Genomic DNA, 21456 nt, shown 5'->3' on the forward strand with positions numbered 1-21456 from the left:
AATTAATGTTTTTGTTCCTGATGTACTCCTGAATCCCCCACCACAGCAACATTAACCTTAGCACCCCTGTTTTTCAGCATTCTACGCACTGGTTCGTCTATAAACTTCAATACCAGATAAGCAAATATTATCAGCAGAATAGTACCTATTATCGTTATCATGGTCATTTCCATCAGAGATGGTTTATACTTTTCAACATAGCTCATAAACAACCAGATAAAAGGATAATGTACCATATAGAGTGGATAGGAAAGGTCGCCGGCGAAGAGGCAGATTTTATTACCAAAGGAGGTGCTTAGAGCTCCTGCTCCCAGCATCACTATGAATGGGAAATAAAATATTACAATCAGTGGCTCGGCATACCAGTTGAACGATTCAGAAAATGGAAGCATAAAGCTGGCCAGCAGTAATATTCCGATGGGCAGAAATCCGAGCTTAGATTTAATGACCCAGCCAAGCCGATAAGTCAGAACCCCGGCAAGGAATGAGTAGGCTACTCTGATACCACCACCACCGATATTATCTCCGCTCCATCCAACTCCCAGGTTTCCGGAACGCTTTGATTCATAGAAGAGTGCAATGGCAGCAATAAATGTCAGCAACCATAGCAGTTTCTTCCCCAGGCGAACAATAACAAGTGCATACACAATATTGGCAACGTATTCCCAGAAAAGCGACCAGGTAGGAGGATTTAGATGAAAGAGATTGAAATATCTTTCACGAACTATCGGATATGGAATCATCAGGCAGGAAGCCAGAAACATCAGTAGTATTTTTCCTGAATAGTTGAGATAAAGATTGGAAAATGGATCAAAAAGAAATAGTAGTAACCCGATAACAGAACCCAGGATTACCAGAGGATGTAAGCGTATGAGACGAAGCCTGAAAAACTCTGATATTCCAATTTTGTTAATTCGTTGATCATAGGCATAAGCAATTACAAAACCAGATAAACAAAAGAAAAAATCTACAGCCAGGTAAGCATGCGCAATAAAGCTATTATGATAATCGGGAACTGCAATCTCCATAAAATGGAATACAACTACAGCAACAGCTGCCAGGCCTCTGAGTCCATCTAAAATTTCAAAATGTGGTTTCCCCACCGAAAGTTCACTGTTGTTGATTTTAAACATCGTTTTCAATTAATGTGGAATATTGTCAAGGTATCTGACGATAAAGATGATATTAAATCGATTAAAATGCAAGTGATATGAAAACAAAACCCTCAGATCGTAGCGTCTGAGGGTTTAAATATAGTTGATCTCTTATTTTTTATTTATCGATGGTGATCTTTGCTACTGCAATTTTTGTTTTACCAAGCATTCTGTCTGATTTTCCTACCATATACATATCATTTCCTATTACAGCACCCAAACGTGGCATAGCGGTAGGTACATCCTTATTAGAGAAAAACGTTGTTCTGTTGAATTTACCGGATGCGGCATCCAGGTCTAAGACATAACAATCAGTTTTGCCAAAGCGGGAGGTAGATTTCACTTTTTGTCCGGCTTGTACAACTGTAGCATTCTTAGAGTTATCATTTAACAGGATATGTATGGTATTACCTGATTGAATAGCTCCAAATCCAGAATAATAAGGCATATTACCACTTATGAAATAGCTCATGCTAAATGAAATTCCACTACCATAGGTACTATGGCCTGGATAGGTTATGATCTCGCGTTGATTTTTAGGCAAAATTTGTAACCATGAAATATTTCCTGAAGCATCAATCTTACACATCATGAGATCTTTTGAAATAAAGTTCTCGTAGGTAGTAGTACTACTCGATCCTGGAATGCCGTTAGACCCACCACTGTAACGAGTAGAAGTTGTAGTATAATGATCGAAATACTCAGCAAGAATAACAAGGCCATTATCCGGAGTATAAAAAATATCCCTGAATTGCATATGTTTCGAAAAACCTTCGCCTTCATTTTTCAGTTTACTAAGTTCATCTCTCATTTTTTTCTCTTCCTTACTCTCCTCTTTATCATCTGCATCGTCATTACCAGCATTGTCCTGCTCTCCGGATAATAATGAATTGTTGATAGCTTTATCGCTGGTGGAGATTACTTTTCCATCATTCACATTAATTCTTTGCACTAATAATCCATCGATTGTTTTGCCTTTCTTTTCGTTGCTGTAAAAGGCGGTAAGGATCAGATCCTTATTTCTTTCCTGCAACAATTTGGTACTAACAAGCCACTTGGCATTGATGGTAGTATTGATCTCTGTTTCCTGTTTGCCTTTATCGTTAAAGATGCGAATGTTGTAATTAGTAAAATCGAGGAATTTCTCTTTTTTCTTTTTACCTTCTTCATACTCATACATGCGTCCTACCAGAATTACTTTTCTATCAATTGTATATAATACATCTTCGAGTTGATATTTATTGGCTTCGAACTGATTTTTAATAATTAAAGGTTTGCCGGCAGCTTTAAGATTTTTACCAAGTTCCTGGATTCGGTATTCATTTCTTTCACTCTTTTCTATACTGCTAATAACCAGAAGCTTAGAGCTATCTACATTATAAGCGATTTTAAAATTAATATCATCGCTCTTTTCATCCTGCACATAAGTTGCAACAAGCCTCCATTCTCCTGTTAATTCTCCTGTATTTTTATCAATTCCGGATGCGTGTACAGTAAGCGTTCTGTCGCGTTTACTATAATCAGATGAGAACAAATATAATTTATCATCAAAAGGAACAAATTGTTCAAATTCTTTACCTTTCAATTCTTTATTAAAATCGTTTCGATAGATTTCCTTTAGGTTATTATCAACTTTTACAAGCGAGGCCGATTCTCTCATTGTAGCTCCAACAACGAAGTAGGATTTTAAAGCCGGGTGACTTTCCTGAAGATAAGCGCCCGTTTTATCTACAGAAACAACTCTCAGATCAGTACTACCTTTACGCAATTTGAATTCATCTCCCCACTGAATAGATGGTTTTTGGGCATGTGCTAACAGATTAAAAACTGACAGACAAAGGGATAGGTAAACAATTTTCATTGATTTATGATTTAGGTATAAGTATTACGAAAGTATAACAGTATATGAATACAATAATAGAAAATATAAACAGTTCGCAGAGGAAATTTGAACAAGGAAATTTGAAGCATTATTATTCTCGTAATCAGATCTTATACCAGGAAATGGTGGTGCGGTAAAATTGCGGTATACGCCTGCTATTTTATCTAGTTTAAACTTCTGATTTCAATAATTATTTGTTTGATTATTTTCAGTAGCGAAATAAAATTGTTGTTGACTTATCTGCAGACCCTGGTTTTCCCACATTAAAATTTCTATCGTTTTAACCTAAAATCTAAATAAATCACATTAATGTTTAACCTATGAAACTTAGATATGTACAGGTTTTACTGTTACTATTCCTAATGGGGCATGCCCGTGCCCAGATGGCCAAGAGAGAATTATTTCCCACACCTAATGCAGCGTCTCTGGGCCTATACGGACAGATTCCGGTTTCGCTATTTAGCGGTCTGCCTGAAATCAGTATTCCTCTTTACCAATTTAAGGCAGGGGATCTTATTTTGCCATTACAATTAAGCTATCATGCCGCAAGCATAAAGCCTTCAACTATTCCAACCTGGGTAGGACTGGGATGGAGTTTACAGGCTGGTGGAGTTATTTCACGTATCCAGAATGATTGGATAGATGAGTTTATTAACTATACCTATCAGGAGGGCAATGATACTTCAAAAATAAAACAGGGTCATTTCTTTAATCCCGGAAGATTGGGTACTTCTTCATGGGCAACTGCAGCAGCGCTGAATGCAGAGGCAGATACTCTGTTTGGTAGCAAGCGTCTATATATTAATGTACGAAAGGATCTTTCTCCCGATGAGTTCAGGTTTGATTTTATGGGTATGAGCGGCAGTTTTTTTATGGATGTTGATGGTAAATGGAAAATTCAATGCAGGCAAGGAATTGACTTGGCTATTGAATGTCATACCGGTCCGCAATCAATATTAGAACCCAATAGCAGATATGCTTCGCAGCTAAAGAATAGTATTATTGATTTTATCATTACAGGACCAGATGGAACTAAATATACTTTTGGTAGTTCCCCTACAGCCATAGAATATAACAGAATGGGAGTAGGTGCAGGAACTAGCGATCGTAGAGATGGAGGTACTGTAGCCACTTCATGGTATTTAACCAAAATGAAGGCGCTAAATGGGCAGGAAATTAATTTGCAGTATACCAGAGATGGTTACCAGGTAATTTCTAATTGTTCAACTTTTGGGTCAGAATATGGAATACAGCAAACAACACTTCCACTTTCACCTCCTGCCTCACTTACAATAGTTCCCTATGATGATCAATTATACATTGTAGATCCTGTGTATCTTTCCAAAATCAGTGGCCCCAATGGTTCTATTGAATTTGTTAAGTCACCCGTTACATTATTGGATTATAATCTCCAGGGCGATCCTTTTAACAAATATTGGACAACTTTAAAAGATGCTTACACCTATGAGGTAATTGGATTAGATAATCCAGTAAAATCAACTTATTTCAAGTTAGATCAGATAATACTGAAAAGTACTGATAATGCTGTAGTACAGAAATATAACTTTTCTTATACTTCCAGTGCAACTAATCGACTGTTTCTTGATTCCATGAATATTTCCGGATTAGATAACAGTTCAACCGCACCATATAAATTCAGTTATACTAATCCATCAGGACTGAACGGAGTTTCCTATTCAACGCTGAAAGTAGATCATTGGGGATACTTCAATAATGTAGATCCTATTTATCTGCTGTTTCCTTCACCTCCTCCTCCCACCAGGGGATACGTAATAAATTATTGGGGGAGTACTGTTCCGGATATAATGAATGCCAGTATGGTGAATACTTATACTCAAAGAAGATCACCTGTATTCAGTGCTATGCAATGCGGATTAATAAATAAAATTGTATACCCGACGGGCGGATTTTCAGAATTCATTTATGAGCCACATTCCTATTCCAAATATATTAACCAGATACCAATAGGAGTACAGACATTGACTCAGGATAAGCCAGGAGGTGGCGTAAGAATAAAGCAAATTAATTCTTCTGCCGGATTTAATAGTCCGGTTGTTACAAAGAAATATTTCTATACAAGAAACTTCCTGACGGGAGATACCTTATCCAGTGGAGTGTTGAATAGCGGACAACCACAATATATGGATGAAGATGATTATACTGAGGTACAGGCCAATAATCCCGGTGTGATTCAACTAAAACTCCATTATCGGTCTTTCTCCAGCAACAATGTTTTACCACTTCACTATACCAATGGTAATCATATTACTTATACTAGTGTTACCGAGATGAACGCCGATAGTAGTTTTACTGTTTATAACTATACTAACCATGATAATGGTTATATGAACTTACCGGCAGTGTTTTCTATTGTAACACGATATAGCTATAATGAACTTGCTATCTTACAAAATTGCTCCAATGAGATAGAACGAGGTGCATTATTATCGGAATCCTTATATAAGAAGAATAAAACTTTAATAAAGAAAACCCAATATCAATATAATGATAGTTCAACCAGATTTGCTGATGGTATCAGAAGGTATCAATACCACAATAAATTGATTTATAATGGTGGTGCGCTGGGTACCGATCCTGATGGAAATATTCAAACAATGCCTTTTATCAGAGAGCTACCGGCACTATTTGCCATCAATAATTATCTGCATTATCCTTATCTGAAATCAACCATAGAAACCACATATGATGAAAATGGGGCGAATGAAATGGTTGTTACAAAGAATATTGGCTACGATAATTATCGAAATAGAAAGTGGGATCAATTTATCAACAGCAAAAAGGATACTGTTTATGCTTCTTATAAATATCCGTACGATTCTATTCTTAATCAACCTGCTGTTGCATGGCAAGGGCAACAAGCTATGAAGAAGGCACATATAATCAATCAGTCACTCGAAAATGTAGTTCGTATTAATAGCAACCAGTCGGAATATAGTAAGGTAGATTACCAGACTATTGTAAATATAGATACAGTATTAGCACCGGCAAATACTCAGTTGGCTATATTAAATAATCCTGTTGAACAGGATGATCAGTATCTGAATTATGATAATAAGGGGAATATACTTTCGTATATAAAGCGAGATGGGATTCCAACCAGTATAGAATGGGCTTATAATAAAAATTATCCTGTTGTAAAGGTGCTTAATGCACTTAATACGAAGAGGAATTTCCAAACAGCAAGGAACAGCAGAGACAGTAAATATATGTCGTGGGATCCAGCACAATTCCATACACAAACACTTACTTTTCAGCACCTTCGTTCGGGAACCATTACTTTGAACTTTAATTTTGGAGAATATCCTAAGACCTATACGGTATATCTCAATTACACACTTACAGGGCCTACGAATAAAAGCGGTACCCTTTGCATCAATGGTCAGGGCGTAGGGTGTCCTGGTACTGCATCCATAGATTTTGCGAATATGCCGGCAGGCAATTATGTATTATCTGCCTATCCAAATTCTAATTTTAGTGTTAGTAAATACTGTTCAATTTCTTTTGAAAGTATTTATATGGCTAACGATTCTACCGGGATTAAAGAGTTTTTCTACGAAGGTTTTGAAGAAGCAACAGATGCTGGCATTATCAGTGGAGTAGCGCATACCGGTAAAAAATACATTAACGTGAATTATATGGTTCCGTTTACACCTCCTAATAACAGGAGTTACATTATTCAGTGGTGGAATCTTTCCGGTGGTAAATGGATATTAAATGAGCAGCCTTACACTACAAATAAGGTATTAACAGGGCCGGTGGATGACGTTAGAGTATATCCGGTAGATGCACAGATGAAAAGTTATACTTATCAGCCATTAATAGGAACTACAAGCGAAATAGATACTAAGGGGAATACCATTTACTATGAGTATGATGGATTAGGAAGATTAAAACTTACCAGAGACAAGGATGGTAATATCCTGAAAGTAATAAATTACCAGTATCAACAACCGGTATCGCAATAGTTGTTGAAAGCTGTAAATAATAAAACCCGCAGTTAATGCGGGTTTTATTATTTGAAGTTGATTATAACCTTCGCTTTGAATAATTATAATTTTATTTAAGCCACCATGGTTGAGCACTGATTTTATCGTTGCCTTCACCAAACTGTCTCTTAATTGCGTCAGAAACATTAGTGGTATTATTATTATACTCGGCTTGTGGATAGATCCAGCGGAAAGGAATATTTACATTAGCCGGACGACGGAATGAAGGGTATCCGGTTCTTATCTGATCAAAGAATCCGCCCCATGGAGATTGTAAGAAAGTACGCAGATAACGTTGCATAATGATCTTTTCAATCTTATCTTCCGTTGTAGTGGCAGTAGCCAGGCTGTTGATAGGCTTATCCAGGTATGCTATTGCAATGTTTTCAGTTACATATTGGCCAAGTCCTTTTGCATTTGTTTCGTAGAATTTGAAAGAAGCTTTAACTCCTTTTTTGTAGTACTCATCGGCATCGCCAGTTACCCATCCTCTTACAATACCTTCGGCTATAAGTAGTTGTTGTTCGGAATACCCAATCAATACCATTGGTTCTGTTGTAGGATCTTTATGGTATCTGTTATTTACCTTTGATGTTTTACCATTAGCCGCTTTAGTATTAACTTCTGAATATGGAGCAGCAGGGTCGCCTCCTTCATAAGCCGCGAAATTATTAATTGCTAAGCCGGCATCTTCTGCATTTTTAGTTCTTGTACAGAAAATGAAAAGACGAGGATCTTCTCTGTCCTGTAATCTGCGGATAAAGGTAGAGTCCATATACATACCGGAGCCATAGCCACTGGAGTTGAACTCAGGATAACGGTTGCCTTCCTGATCCAGGAACACCAGTTGTGCATCTTCATCGTTGCTGATAAATAGCGGTTCGTTGTTTACAATTTGAGCAAAAGCAGCTTTAATATTCAGATCAGCATCCGCTTCTTTTTTAGACAGCAGCATCAGGACTTTAAGACGGAATGCATTTACTGCCTTGCGCCATTTTGCAACATCTCCTTTATAAATGATATCGCCGGCAATGATGCTGTTTTCCTTAGCCAAAAGGTCATTTGCCTCTTTCAGTTCAGCCAGTATTCCTTTGAATACATCTTTCTGCGCATCATAAGCAGGCGGAATATATGTTTGTTGTGTTTCGCCCTGTAGTGCCTGAGAGTAAGGAACATCTCCGAACGTGAGGGTAAGATTCAGGAAGTAGAAAGCTCTGAAAAATTTACCAATTCCAAGATAAGCGTTACTGTTAATACGTTTCGCTTCTTCCATCATTTTGGTAACATCTCTCATTCTTGAATAGGGAGTGAAACTAGATCTATCCCATTTATAATATTGCTCAGTACTTTCTCCATCTGTTTGTACCAGTTTTTTCTCTGCATAAAGAGGTCCGGTACCATTGTTGTAGCGGAAAGCTTCCCACTCAATCTGTGTAAGTTGCAGCTGAGGGTGAGTTTCAGTAACCCTGTTGGGGTCTACATTAATTTCTTCTAACTTTTTACAGGAGGACAATCCGGTAAAAATAGCAATAGATATTATAAATAACTTTTTCATCTTCTATAAATATTTTAGACGCGGATGTTGTTTAGAATTTTACGTTAACAGAGAAGCCGACATAGCGAGGAGATGGATCCTGCAGATTACCATCATTTCCAATTTCATAGTCAGGATCGAGCAACGGCATCTTTTTCCACATAGCAAGGTTATAGCCAAATGCCTGCACATAAAGTCCTTTTACGGTCTTGCCTAAATTGAATACTTTGCCCAGTTCGTAACCAACAGATACTCTACGTAATTTAAAGAATGAGCGATCGAAGGTGTTAGCAAATTGTTTGCTTTCTGATTCGGTTACGCGTGCACGGTAAGGGTAGTTCTGACCCCATGTTTGCCAGCTCACAGCAGTAGTGTTAGGCGCATATTTACGAGTGTCGGAAATTACATTTCCATATATATCCTGCTTTAATTCTCCACCTACAACTACTACGCCATCCGGTACATAAACAGGGTGACCAGCTGCATATTCAGCATCGCGATATTCTACTGAATTTGGATGTTTTCCGCCCCACCACATTTTTTCATGAGTAGTAGAGTTCATAATACCACCCCAAACTCCATCTATGTCTATACCAATATCGAATCCTTTAATATTGAATTTGTTTTGGAAACCTAATCTCCAGGAAGGATCGAGGTGTCCGATATTGCGGGCAAATGGATCTCTGATAGGTAATCCGTTAGCGCCTAAAATCAACTTGCCATCTGCACTCTTTTGCCATACAGTAGTGTAATAGCTATCTGTTCTGTCGCCAAGTTTCAGGTTGCCAAATACAGCCTGATCACCATAGATTTCGGTAATCTTCTTTACGTATTTTGACCAGTTGGCTGCAACATCCCATCTGAAGTTTTTATTCTTGATGGCTTTAACTCCTGCTACTATTTCCAGACCTTTTGTGGTGTAAACGTTACCATTCACCTTTCTGGAAGTAAATCCTGATGCTTCTGAAATACCCAGGTCTATGATCTGGTTTTCATCTTTGATATTATAATAAGTAAGGTCTACGGTTAATCTGTCTTTAAACAAACCACTTGATAAACCAACTTCATAAGATGATGATTTTTCAGGGAGAATGTTAGGGTTTACGATACCGGAAGGATAGTAAACAGATTGGGTAGAACCATAGGTAGTTCCTTTATTATAAGCTGAATAGATACTATATGGAGCCAAATCGCTTGATACTTGTGCCCATGAACCATAAAGCTTAAGATAACCAACAAAATCCGGCATTTTAACCAACTCAGAAATCATTGTACTTAGTGAGATGGATGGATAAAAATAAGAGTTGTTGTTGGTAGGAAGTGTAGATGACCAGTCATTACGGGCTGTTAAGCTTAAGAAAAATGCATTGTAGAAATCAAGATTAGCGGCTGCGTAAATACTACGGATAGATTTATCTCCACGGTAGTTGCTAGCTTGTACCGGACCTTGAGTGTTATTTAAGCTGTATACTTCCGGAACGATCAAACCATCGGATGATTGGTATTCCTGGGTATAGGTACGGTTAAATACAGATGTACCTGCATTTACTCCGAACTGAATATTATCATTAATGGTTTTGTTATAGGAGAGTAACGCATCGGCATCAAAATTCAGCTGACGTGTATTCCAGATTTTGTAATCACCATTACGAGAATCACCATAGTTCATGTAGGACTTTGGACTTTTCATTGATTCGAAGTTGGTGGTATTTCTGCCGTTTCCACGAATTTGAAAAACCAGGTCGTTGTTGATTTTCCAATTAGCTTTTACCTGCATGTCAACTACGTCTCTGTTCTGTGCCTGGCTAAGCATATTAGAGGCAAAGTATGGATTGTTATACCAAGCGTAGTTGTAGTTGGCCTGGCGATATCCTTCCAAACCTGGTACCCACATATGATTTTTTAGATCCTGTCCGTTTACGTCATCGCTCATCCAAATGAGAATGGTGTAAATGTGGTTCTTAGGTCCGTATCCATAACGAGGATAATTTGGAGTAAATACCTTGTTATAGGAGAGAGAGGTTTCGAGCGTGAAATTTTTTGAAATGTCAAACGCTGCATTGAAATTAAGACCACCAGTGTTCAGCGACATATTAGGCACTTGCCCTTTTTGATGTGCATATTTTCCTGAAGCATAGAAACGGGTTTTTTCGCCTTTGTAGGCTACAGAAAAGCTGTTGGTGCTAACGATACCTGTTCTCAGGAAATCTTTGAGGTTATTATGGTATACGAAATCGGTTGGTACACGTTCATATCTCGAGCGGTCGTCGTAGATCGTACCTTTAACATCTCCGTACCAGTCGATAGTCTGACCAGTTTGTTTATCTCTGATAGGACTGTTCCATTGTGCGATTTTGAGGCCGGCATTAAGTTTTGGGCCCCATGTCATATCTCCGTCGGAGATACCACCATCGGCACCATCCCAGAATTCATACTGACCATTAGATCCGCTACCATATTCTGTTTGTGTTTTTGGAAAAACTGTAAAACCAGCAGTAAACATATTGTTGGTATTTACGTTGACTTCCAGACCTTCTTTTTTAGCATTTTTTGTGGTGATAAGAATTGCACCATCCTTACCGCGGGTACCGTATAATGCAGAAGCGGCGATCCCTTTTAATACGTTAATATTCTCGATGTCTTCACCTGACACATCATAAAAATCTGTTTCAACTGGAACACCATCTATGACAATCAATGGCGATTTACCTCTAAGCTGGAATTGAGGTTTTTGGAACATACCTGTTGGAGTAGTAACGGTCAGACCTGCTACCTGGCCAGATAATGCCGTACCAAGGTTCATTGTTCTGGAGTTGGCTAATTGTTCTGTTTTGACTTCCTGAGTAGTAAATCCTAATCTTTTTTTCTGTTGTTTAATACCTATTGCAGTCACAACTAACTCTCCTAACTGTTGTGAACCATCCAATAGGGTTACCTTTAAGTTTGTTTGTCCATTTACCGGAATTTCCTGGGTAGCAAAGCCTACGGATGAAAAAACGAGTACGGTTTTAGAATTGGGAACTGTAATAGAAAAGGTTCCATCTTCAGCGGTAAGCACTCCTGTTATAGTATTTTTAACTACAACACTTACGGCAGGAAGATTATTTCCCTTTGAATCGATCACATTTCCTCGTACAACTTGCTGCGCTTTTAATAATACAGGTAGGGATAAGAATACGGAAATGAAGCCCAATATCCGTATGAGGCATAGCTTTTTTTTCATTGGTACAGATTTAGTTAATAAATGGAACGCAAAGGTTATATTGAAATATAATGCAATTGTTAAGGAATTTTAAACAAAACTTTAACATTTCTGTATTTGATTGATTATGATTTATTTCTGAAAACGGATAATGGGTTAAACCGTCTGTGGCTATACGAAAATCTCAGTTTTTATCTTGATGGGAAGTCCTTTTAAATATGTCAACCACTTGAACTATTTGTATGAAATAAAGTGATTCATTCTACATTTAGTACCATCAAGATAAGTAGGGTGAAAGCCGCCAAATCTGCAATGGTTCTATAGTTTCAAGGTTAATTTAGTAAATCTGTTTTACTATGTAAATGGCTTTAATAAGTTTATAACTTAAATGGATATACGAATTATAGATGTTCAAAAAAGATATAAATACGAATGGATGATTTAATTTTTGAAGAAAGTAGAAAAACATAACTAATAAAATCTTCAATCTTAAAAATAAAAAAAGGGAACAGCATTCATGATCGAATGCTGTTCCCTTTTTTATAGAGATTTATTGATGAATTAGAATGTAGTTTTTTTCTCTAACTCCGGAATACATTCATCCAGCCGTTTTGCAAGCTCTGGAAGCTTTATGGTAGGAACAGCGGGAAACAAATGATGTTCGAGATGATAAAACATGCTGAAGGTAAGCCAGTTTTTAATACCACCACGCTGCGTTCTGGCGAGTTCGGGCTGTTCATGTGTGTCGTGATGTACTGTCCATACAGCAAAGAAGGCCATTAGTAACTCTCCTATTACCATTACAATTATATGGTAAATCAAAAACGGTATTTTCAGCCAGATAATTACCGTTGTAACAACGGCTATTGAAATCATTTCCAGCCAAACATTACGTACATAATTTTTATTAGCATGTTTCAATGTTATTTTATGAATGAGAAACATATGAACAGGGCCGTATAATATTGCTCCGTACCACGACATAGAAGCAGATTTCCCTTCATAGTCTTCTTCTGATAAGCAGTATTTATGATGTCTGATATGATTGAATTTAACGGCATGTATAGATGCCATCATAGATATACTATTCAGGTATAACGTGAGCCAGGTGAGAAATTTGTTAGTGCCTAAAGAGTTATGAAACCCGTTATGTACCTGCCTTAGGGCTGTGAGGAAGTAGAAAGCTGAAAAAGGTAATGCAGCAAGATACCAGCCTTTCCACGCACAGAATAAAGATGCTATTAACCAGGGAACAGAAATATTATTCTCAATTAACATTTCAAGAGTAGAAAGTTTTTTGAGATCTTTCCATTGAACTTTGTGAAGAATTGCCTGAAGTTCCATAAGTAAGAGGGTTTAACTATGTAGTAAAGTTACCATAGGAAGCTTTTACCTTCAAAAAGATACTTTGGCTAGAGAAGTATGTAGATCAAATAAAAAAGGATAGCCTGTCGACTATCCTTTTTCGTTACCTGCGGAAGAGAAGGGATTCGAACCCTTGATAGACTTTCGCCTATACACACTTTCCAGGCGTGCCAGTTCAACCACTCCTGCACTCTTCCGTGATTATCTTTCTGAACTTAAGGAAAATGGTTGCGTTTTCCAATTCAGGGTTGCAAAGATAATCTTTTCATTGGTATTTCAAAGTTTTTTCTACTTTCTGTCGTACAACTTCCATATTCCACCACCAATCAGACCTCCAACAATAGGTCCTATTATAAAAATCCAGAGCTGAGACAGGGCACGACCTCCTACAAAAAGAGCTGGACCAATACTTCTGGCCGGGTTCACGGATACTCCGGTTACCGGGATTCCTACTATATGGATCAGGGTTAGACATAAACCAATGGCGATACCGGCAAATTTTACATTCTGATTGGTTTTGCTGGTACTACCATGAACTACTACCAGAAAGATCATTGTTAGCACAACTTCAGACACCAGGCCACTGATCAGTGAATAGTGATCCGGGGAGCCTTCTTCCACTCCGTTGGCCCCCAAGCCATTTGCTGCCAGGCTGTAGTCGGGCTTTCCCTGTGCAATGAAAAAAAGCAGAGCTGCTGCTACTATACCCCCCAGAATCTGGGCTATAATGTAGGCTACGGTGTCTTTGGCCGAAATATTACCGGTAGACCACATAGAAATCGTAATAGCCGGATTGAGGTGACATCCGGAGATATGTCCTACGGCATAGCACATTACCAATACCGATAAACCGAAGGCAAATGCAATACCCAGGTTACCTACATGAGCGCCGGCAATAACAGCACTGCCACAGCCCATAAAGACCAGTACGAAGGTGCCAAAAAGTTCTGCAATAAATTTTTGCGATAAGGTTACCGTCATAGTGAGGTTGATTTTGTGGTTAATAAAAGAAACTGTATTGGTTAACTACAATGACCACAAAAAAGTTCAACGGTAACAAAAGGAAGGAGACAGACGCTTGAGAAAATCTATCTCCCTCTAAATATTTTAATATATCTGAATAGGTGTTAATTCCCCTCTTAAGGAGGTTTCCAAAAGCTTTTTAGTGTCTTCTTTTGGTAATCCCTGACCCAGTACAAACATCAATTTTGTGACTGCTGCCTCAAATGTCATATCATGGCCACTTACCACACCTGCCTGTACCAGATGCTGACTGGTTTCATATTTTCCTAATTCAACAGAACCACCATCACATTGAGTGATATCAACAACAATTGCACCTTTGTCAATCACTTTTTTGATACTCTCTATAAACCAGGATTGTGTACTGGTATTTCCACTACCAAAGGTTTCCATGATAACACCTTTGAGTCCGGGCACACTTAAAATCGCTTCCACGGCGCTTCTGGTAATGCCTGGGAAGAGCTTTAACACAGTAATATTGGTTTCAAGCTCCTTATGCACCTTCAATGGAGCTGTGGGAGATGGTAAAATAAACCCTTGTCTGTATTTGATATCTATACCTGCTTCCGCGAGCCTTGGATAATTCATGGAGTAGAATGCCTCAAATTTCTCGGCATTATACTTTTTGGATCTGTTACCTCTGAAAAGTGAAAAGTCGAAATAAATACAAACTTCAGGCACCATAGAAATATTGCTGCCATTATGCCTGCTGCAGGCGATTTCCATAGCAGTGATGATATTTTCTTTGGCATCTGTTCTGATCTTTCCTATCGGAAGTTGAGAACCTGTAAGAATAACCGGTTTGGAAAGATTTTCAAGCATAAAGCTCAGAGCCGAAGCCGTGAAAGCCATAGTATCTGATCCATGAAGGATTACAAATCCATCATATCTATCGTAACGGTCTTCTATAATACTGGCTAGTTCTACCCAGATCTCCGGCTGCATATCAGAGGAATCGATGGGTGGATTGAATGTGTATACGTAGAAATCAATGCCCATTCTATAAAGCTCTGGCAGGTTATTCCGTATTTCATTAAAGCCAATTGGTCGGAGTGCTTTGGTTTTGTCGTCATAGATCATGCCCACAGTTCCGCCTGTGTAGATTATCAGTATTTTACTCATTTTGCTGGTAGCCATTGCCTGCAAAGTTATTCACTATTCAGTTAGAGCGTTTTGAATAATTTGCGCGCATTACTGCTTGTTATAACTGCTACTTCTTCTATTTTTAGATTTTTTACATTGGCAATCTTTTCTCCGATCAATGGAATATACGAGCTTTCATTTCGTTTTCCCCGGAACGGAACAGGAGCTAAATACGGCGAATCTGTTTCCAGTACTATATGTTCCAATGGTAATGCCTCAATAATCTTATCTAGGCCGGATTTCTTGAAGGTAACAACCCCGCCAATCCCTAAATAAAAGCCCAGATCTATTATTTCTTTTGCTTCCTCCAGAGTACCTGAAAAACAGTGGAATACACCGCTTAAATTGCCATCCTGTAGCTGCTTTACTTCATCTATGGCTTCCCGGGTGGCTTCCCGGCTATGAATTGAAACGGGTAGTTGCAGTTCCCTGGCCAGACCAAGCTGGGCTCTGAAGGCTTTAAATTGCTGTTCCAGCAAGGATTTATCCCAATAGAAGTCTAAGCCTATTTCTCCCACTCCCTTAAAACTCCTCTTTTCGAACCACGACTTCACGAGGGCAAGCTGATTGTCTACTTCCGCAGTTACATAGCATGGGTGTATGCCCATCATGGCATGTACCTGACCCGGAAACTGTGCTTCCAGTGCCAGCATTACATCTATGGAGCTTTCATCTATATTGGGCAATAATAGCTGATCCACACCTAGTGATATCGCCCTTTCCACCATAGCGGTTCTATCGGCGTCAAATTCTTCTGAATAAAGGTGAGTATGGGTGTCTATCCACTGCATATTTTATTTTTCTTTTAAATTTGTATTTTCTTTAATATTTAAAGGTTATCTTTATCTTTTACAAAGGTAAAGACCGAAAAACCTAATTGCTAAAAAATCCTAAACTATGAGAAGCTATTTCAGTACAAATCGTGTGCTGGCCTGGACATTCACAGGTGTAGCTGTTACAGCCCTTTTTTTTGCATGTAAGAAGGAAGTAACAACCGATACAGCTCCTAACAATCAAAATGATAACGCCACAATTGCTGCTGTACAACAGGAAGCAACAGCCAATGCTATGTTTGCAGATATCTTCGAGTCTGTAAATACCGCGGCTATTTCTCAGGGTACCGCTATTCCTGGTGCCAGAATTGCACAGCCATCAAAAGAGAATGCCGATATGCCGGCCAATTGCCCGTTTGTGGAATTACTGGATGCAACAGGCAATACATGGCCCAAACACGTTGAAATCGATTTTGGAACTTCCTGCCTGGATAACTACGGTAACTATCGCAGCGGTAAATTAAACGTTACATTTAACGGTGCTCTTTTCAGCGGTAATGCCTCTGTAATTGTAGTGCCTAGTAATTATAAGATAAATGGACATGCGCTGGAAGGTACTTATACTATCAGCAATGCATCCTATACCAAAACTACAGGTATTCAGTATACAGCCGAAGTGAAAAATGGCCTTGTACATCTGGCTGATACGCTCGTTTTAGCATACAATACTAAAAGAACTATTAGACAAACTGAAGGGTTTGAAGTAAACTGGCCTATCAGAAATCCCGCTGATGATGTTTTCAGTATTGAAGGAACTGCCAGCCTGAGTTATGTAAAGGGAGGTCCGGCTAATCAGACTGCCAATTTCAGTACTGTTTCTCCTTTGATCAAAAAATGGATCTGTGAACATATCAGTAAGGGTAAACTTAAAGTTGAATTCAATAGTATTACCGGCGTAATCGAATATACTGATGCTAACGTTTCATGTAGTGGTACCGCTACCATTACTGTTGGAGATAAGGTGAAAGAAATTAAGCTGTAATTGTTTTATAAGAAGAAAGATCGGCTCAAACAGATAACCTGTTTGAGCCGATCTTTTTTATTTAGGAAGTATTTAAATGGCTGCTAATTCAAACCCCTTCTTCTTACAAAACTCCAGAACCCTTGGTAATGCATATTCTAACCTATCCCAGGCTTTTGCACTATCATGAAATACTACTATAGATCCGGGTTCCAGCTTAAAAACAACATTTTGAACACATGCTTCACCATTGATACTTGTGTCAAAGTCACCACTTAAAATATCCCACATTATAATTTTTGCCCCCGGGATTTTATTTTTTATTTGTTTGATCTGAAAAGGAGTAATACGACCATAAGGAGGTCTGAAAAGCGGGGATGAAATATATTTAGCAGCTTCCAGCACATTGGCTATATATTCTTCTGTATTTGTTTTCCAGCCATTGAGGTGATTATGGGTGTGATTACCGATAGAATGCCCGGCTTCCAGAATCCGCTGATAAATATCAGGATGCTCTACAACATTTTTTCCAATACAAAAGAATGTGGCGTGAGCATTGTATTTGGCCAATTGATCCAGCACATAAGGTGTTGCCTGCGGATGTGGCCCATCATCAAAAGTCAGGTATACCTTATTGCCGGCCGGAGATAAGCTCCAGATACAACTTTTATAAAGCGCTTTAAGAATGCCAGGTGTTTTAGTAAGATAGAACATATAACTGCAATATACTTAATGTGGATTTGTGGTAAATCGACTTAAAATAATTTTAATTTGATGTTAATTACATGCAGTTTGGGAACAGTAGTCTAATCTCTAAATGATTATCTTTGCTGTCTATGAGTCACAAAAAAGTAAGAGTGCGTTTTGCGCCCAGTCCTACTGGCGGTCTACACCTTGGAGGTGTTCGCACTGTGTTATTCAACTATTTGTTTGCAAGACAACATAAAGGCGACTTTGTATTGCGAATCGAAGACACGGACCAAACACGATATGTTCCCGGAGCAGAAGAGTACATTTATGAATGCTTACGTTGGTGCGGCCTGAATCCTGATGAAAGCCCGGAAGTTGGTGGTCCGTTTGCTCCTTACCGTCAGAGTGAACGTAAGGAATCATACAGGCAGTATGCAGAACAGCTGGTTAAATCTGGCCATGCTTATTATGCTTTCGATACCCAGGAAGAATTGGAAGAAATGCGCACCCGGTTAAAAACTCCGGAAAATCCTTCTCCTCAATACAACCACGAGGTTAGGAAAAAAATGCGCAACTCCATAACAATGGAAGATGCAGAAGTACAGGATCTGCTGGCTAAAAATACTCCGCATGTGATTCGTATAAACATGCCGGCCAATATAGATTTGACCTTTACCGATATGGTCAGAGGTGAAGTAACCTTCAATACTTCAACAGTAGATGATAAAGTACTGTTGAAAGCCGATGGTATGCCTACCTATCACCTGGCTGTAGTGGTGGATGATTATCTGATGAAGATTACCCATGCTTTCAGAGGTGAAGAGTGGCTTCCTTCCGCTCCGGTACATATTCTTCTTTGGAAGTACCTGGGCTGGGAATCTCATATGCCTGAATGGGCTCACTTACCACTTATTCTGAAACCAGATGGCAATGGTAAACTAAGCAAAAGAGACGGAGATCGCCTCGGCTTCCCGGTTTATGCAATGAACTGGACAGATCCTAAATCTCAGGAACTGACCAAAGGTTTCCGCGAAATGGGATTCCTGCCGGAAGCATTTATTAACATGCTTGCTATGCTGGGCTGGAATGATGGTACCGGACAAGAGATTTTTACGTTAGACGAATTAATCGAAAAGTTCAGTATCGACCGCGTTCATAAAGCCGGTGCTAAATTCGATTTCGAAAAAGCAAAATGGTTTAACCACCAGTATATCTTACATAAAGACAATGAAACACTGGCCTCCCTTTTTCAACCAGTCCTGGACGAAAAAGGCATCAAAGCCGATTTACCTTATATCGTAAAGGTAACAGCCCTGGTTAAGGATCGTTGTTATTTTGTAAATGATATTTGGGAACATGGTTTCTTCTTCTTCGAACGTCCTAAGGGCTATGACGAAGCTGCTGTGCTGCCAAAATGGAATGACGATAAAGCTGCATTCTTTAGTGCATGGTCTGAACAGCTGGTAGGTCTTACCTCCGCTTCAGATGTTGAGTTGGAAAATGCATTTAAGGCATTGGCGGCAGAAAGAAATCTGAAGATGGGAGATGTACAGTTACCATTCCGTATAATGCTTACAGGTGGTAAATTTGGTCCTCCGGTGTTCAATATAGTTGCAACCTTGGGAGTTGAAGAAACCCGAGCCAGAATTGCAAACGGACTGGCGGCTTTTACTAAATAAACTCGCGTTGCTCGTTTTTGTTTCTCGCAGAGAAGAAGAGATTAATATTAAGAGGCATAAGGATCGAAGCGGATATTTTTAAGGACTTCTGATAAGTTTCAACAATAATAGAAACCAGTCAGCAATTCTTAAAAATATCCGCTTCGATCCTTATGCCTCTTAATATTAATCTCTTCTTCTCTGCGAGAAACAAGTGAGCAACGCGAACTACGCCTCTTTACGAACTTCCTTAGCCCAGGTATCTTTCAACGTTACAGTTCTGTTGAAGATCAATTTTTCACTGGTGCTGTCCTGATCTACAGCGAAGTAGCCTTTACGCAGGAACTGGAACCTATCGCCAGGTTTAGCAACAGATAGACTTGGTTCTACGTATGCTTCGTTAATCACCTGCAGAGAGTTTGGATTGATGAAGGTTCTGAAATCGGCTTCTTCTCCATTAGGATTTTCACTGGTAAACAGGCGATCGTATAATCTTATTTCTGCTTTTGCAGCATGAGCTGCGCTTACCCAGTGAATGGTTCCTTTTACATTGATTCCGCTGGAATCTCCACCACTCTTACTTTCAGGGAGATAGGTTGCATAAATAGTAGTGATATTACCATTTTCGTCTTTCTCCACGCTCTCACCCTTAATGATATACGCATTTTTCAGGCGTACCATCAGGCCAGGGCCCAGGCGGAAGTATTTCTTGGTAGGATTTTCCATGAAATCTTCACGCTCTATATAAAGAGTTTTACTGAAATGTAAGGTGCGGGAACCAGCATTTTCATCTTCCGGATTATTGTCGGCTGTCAGTTCCTCTACTTGTCCTTCCGGATAATTAGTGATCACTAATTTCACGGGGTCCAGCACTGCCATTACGCGGTTAGCGGTTTTGTTGAGTTCTTCGCGAATGCAGAATTCGAGCAGGCTAAGCTCAATCATATGATCGCGTTTTTGTACGCCTACTCTTTCGCACAATTCGCGGATACTGGCAGGAGTATAACCTCTTCGGCGTAATCCGCTGATAGTAGGCATACGTGGGTCATCCCATCCTGAAACAAATCCTTCTTCCACCAGCAATTTTAATTTTCGTTTGCTCATCACCGTATAATTAATATTCAGGCGGGCAAATTCGTATTGATGGCTTGGAAAGATTTCTAATTCCTTGATAAACCAATCGTATAATGGACGGTGAGGAATAAATTCAAGGGTACAGATTGAGTGAGTAATTTTTTCGATGCTATCGCTCTGGCCATGCGCGAAATCGTACATCGGGTAGATGCACCATGCATCGCCGGTTCTGTGGTGATGGGCATGTTTGATACGATACATCAGAGGATCGCGCATGTGCATATTAGGAGAAGCCAGATCGCCTTTGGCGCGGAGTGTTTTTTCTCCGTCTTTGAATTCTCCTTTACGCATACGTGCAAACAGGTCGAGGTTTTCTTCAACAGATCTGCTTCTGGCAGGCGTTGGAGTACCAGGGGTGGTAGGAGTACCTTTAGCCGCTGCAATTTCCTCAGCGGTAGCATCTTCTACATAAGCCAACCCTTTTTCGATCAGTTTTACTGCGAACTGGTAAAGCTCTTCAAAGTAATCGGATGCATATAGTTCATTAGCCCATTCGAAACCGAGCCAGCGAATATCATTTTTAATAGATTCTACATACTCGGTATCTTCAGTTACCGGGTTAGTATCATCGAAGCGCAGATTTGTTTTCCCATTGTATTTCTGGGCAAGTCCAAAATTGAGGACTATTGATTTGGCATGCCCGATATGCAGGTAACCATTGGGCTCTGGAGGGAAACGTGTAAGTACACGCCCGCCATTCACGCCATTAGCTATGTCGTCTTCTACAATTTGTTCTATGAAATTGAGGGATTTTTCTTCGCTCATATTAATTTTTTCTTGGAGAGCAAATGTACAAAAAAGCTGAAAGCTTTGTGCTTTATGCTTTTTCGTAAATTTACCCACTCAATC

The 21456-nt window shown here is 39.2% G+C and carries 13 protein-coding genes and 1 tRNA gene; 3 read left to right on the top strand and 11 right to left on the bottom strand.

Annotated elements, in window-relative coordinates:
- Positions 1 to 2 precede the first annotated feature (2 nt).
- Positions 3 to 1133: an acyltransferase family protein gene (locus DVR12_RS12305; RefSeq protein WP_116975971.1), complete on the bottom strand. Its 1131-nt coding sequence runs from the start codon at positions 1131 to 1133 to the stop codon at positions 3 to 5.
- Positions 1134 to 1272: 139 nt separating this feature from the next.
- The gene (locus DVR12_RS12310; RefSeq protein WP_116975972.1) at positions 1273 to 3015 is read right to left on the bottom strand and encodes a hypothetical protein; all 1743 of its coding nucleotides are present in this window, start codon (positions 3013 to 3015) and stop codon (positions 1273 to 1275) included.
- A gap of 341 nt (positions 3016 to 3356) precedes the next feature.
- On the opposite strand from DVR12_RS12310, the gene DVR12_RS12315 reads away from it, so the two are divergent.
- A complete protein-coding gene (locus tag DVR12_RS12315) occupies positions 3357 to 7043 on the top strand; it encodes a hypothetical protein (protein WP_116975973.1) in 3687 nt (1228 codons plus the stop codon).
- Positions 7044 to 7134: 91 nt separating this feature from the next.
- On the opposite strand, the gene DVR12_RS12320 is transcribed toward DVR12_RS12315, so the two are convergent.
- From DVR12_RS12320 to DVR12_RS12350, 7 genes are all read right to left on the bottom strand, one after another.
- Positions 7135 to 8619, bottom strand: a complete 1485-nt coding sequence (locus DVR12_RS12320) for a SusD/RagB family nutrient-binding outer membrane lipoprotein (protein WP_116975974.1) — start codon at positions 8617 to 8619, stop codon at positions 7135 to 7137.
- Positions 8620 to 8650: 31 nt separating this feature from the next.
- Complete coding sequence (locus tag DVR12_RS12325) at positions 8651 to 11821, bottom strand: SusC/RagA family TonB-linked outer membrane protein (protein WP_116975975.1); 3171 nt, start codon at positions 11819 to 11821, stop codon at positions 8651 to 8653.
- Between the two features lie 540 nt (positions 11822 to 12361).
- Positions 12362 to 13144, bottom strand: a complete 783-nt coding sequence (locus DVR12_RS12330; protein WP_116975976.1) for a fatty acid desaturase family protein — start codon at positions 13142 to 13144, stop codon at positions 12362 to 12364.
- Between the two features lie 131 nt (positions 13145 to 13275).
- Positions 13276 to 13362, bottom strand: a tRNA-Ser gene (locus DVR12_RS12335).
- 91 nt (positions 13363 to 13453) lie between these two features.
- Positions 13454 to 14146, bottom strand: coding sequence for an aquaporin Z (gene aqpZ, locus DVR12_RS12340; RefSeq protein WP_116975977.1), 693 nt, complete (start codon positions 14144 to 14146; stop codon positions 13454 to 13456).
- A 126-nt stretch (positions 14147 to 14272) separates the two neighbouring features.
- The gene (locus tag DVR12_RS12345; protein WP_233522380.1) at positions 14273 to 15325 is read right to left on the bottom strand and encodes an asparaginase; all 1053 of its coding nucleotides are present in this window, start codon (positions 15323 to 15325) and stop codon (positions 14273 to 14275) included.
- Between the two features lie 26 nt (positions 15326 to 15351).
- The gene (locus DVR12_RS12350) at positions 15352 to 16122 is read right to left on the bottom strand and encodes a TatD family hydrolase (protein ID WP_116975978.1); all 771 of its coding nucleotides are present in this window, start codon (positions 16120 to 16122) and stop codon (positions 15352 to 15354) included.
- A 106-nt stretch (positions 16123 to 16228) separates the two neighbouring features.
- Between DVR12_RS12350 and DVR12_RS12355 the strand changes: the two genes are divergently transcribed.
- Entirely contained in the window at positions 16229 to 17146 is a 918-nt protein-coding gene (locus DVR12_RS12355) for a hypothetical protein (RefSeq protein ID WP_116975979.1), read from the top strand.
- 72 nt (positions 17147 to 17218) lie between these two features.
- Here DVR12_RS12355 and DVR12_RS12360 read toward each other — a convergent pair whose 3' ends face one another.
- Positions 17219 to 17839 (bottom strand): polysaccharide deacetylase family protein, encoded by a 621-nt coding sequence (locus DVR12_RS12360; RefSeq protein WP_116975980.1) that lies wholly within the window; start codon positions 17837 to 17839, stop codon positions 17219 to 17221.
- Between the two features lie 122 nt (positions 17840 to 17961).
- On the opposite strand from DVR12_RS12360, the gene gltX reads away from it, so the two are divergent.
- Positions 17962 to 19494: a glutamate--tRNA ligase gene (gltX, locus tag DVR12_RS12365; RefSeq protein ID WP_116975981.1), complete on the top strand. Its 1533-nt coding sequence runs from the start codon at positions 17962 to 17964 to the stop codon at positions 19492 to 19494.
- Positions 19495 to 19701: 207 nt separating this feature from the next.
- Here gltX and DVR12_RS12370 read toward each other — a convergent pair whose 3' ends face one another.
- The gene (locus DVR12_RS12370; protein WP_116975982.1) at positions 19702 to 21372 is read right to left on the bottom strand and encodes a glutamine--tRNA ligase/YqeY domain fusion protein; all 1671 of its coding nucleotides are present in this window, start codon (positions 21370 to 21372) and stop codon (positions 19702 to 19704) included.
- Positions 21373 to 21456 lie beyond the last annotated feature (84 nt).

This window comes from Chitinophaga silvatica, assembly GCF_003419895.1.
Taxonomy (GTDB): Bacteria; Bacteroidota; Bacteroidia; order Chitinophagales; family Chitinophagaceae; genus Chitinophaga; species Chitinophaga silvatica.

Coding starts and splice junctions, on each gene's coding strand:
- DVR12_RS12305 (WP_116975971.1), bottom strand. CDS start 1,133: ATGTTTAAAATCAACAACAGTGAACTTTCGGTGGGGAAACCACATTTT.
- DVR12_RS12310 (WP_116975972.1), bottom strand. CDS start 3,015: ATGAAAATTGTTTACCTATCCCTTTGTCTGTCAGTTTTTAATCTGTTA.
- DVR12_RS12315 (WP_116975973.1), top strand. CDS start 3,357: ATGAAACTTAGATATGTACAGGTTTTACTGTTACTATTCCTAATGGGG.
- DVR12_RS12320 (WP_116975974.1), bottom strand. CDS start 8,619: ATGAAAAAGTTATTTATAATATCTATTGCTATTTTTACCGGATTGTCC.
- DVR12_RS12325 (WP_116975975.1), bottom strand. CDS start 11,821: ATGAAAAAAAAGCTATGCCTCATACGGATATTGGGCTTCATTTCCGTA.
- DVR12_RS12330 (WP_116975976.1), bottom strand. CDS start 13,144: ATGGAACTTCAGGCAATTCTTCACAAAGTTCAATGGAAAGATCTCAAA.
- aqpZ (WP_116975977.1), bottom strand. CDS start 14,146: ATGACGGTAACCTTATCGCAAAAATTTATTGCAGAACTTTTTGGCACC.
- DVR12_RS12345 (WP_233522380.1), bottom strand. CDS start 15,325: ATGGCTACCAGCAAAATGAGTAAAATACTGATAATCTACACAGGCGGA.
- DVR12_RS12350 (WP_116975978.1), bottom strand. CDS start 16,122: ATGCAGTGGATAGACACCCATACTCACCTTTATTCAGAAGAATTTGAC.
- DVR12_RS12355 (WP_116975979.1), top strand. CDS start 16,229: ATGAGAAGCTATTTCAGTACAAATCGTGTGCTGGCCTGGACATTCACA.
- DVR12_RS12360 (WP_116975980.1), bottom strand. CDS start 17,839: ATGTTCTATCTTACTAAAACACCTGGCATTCTTAAAGCGCTTTATAAA.
- gltX (WP_116975981.1), top strand. CDS start 17,962: ATGAGTCACAAAAAAGTAAGAGTGCGTTTTGCGCCCAGTCCTACTGGC.
- DVR12_RS12370 (WP_116975982.1), bottom strand. CDS start 21,372: ATGAGCGAAGAAAAATCCCTCAATTTCATAGAACAAATTGTAGAAGAC.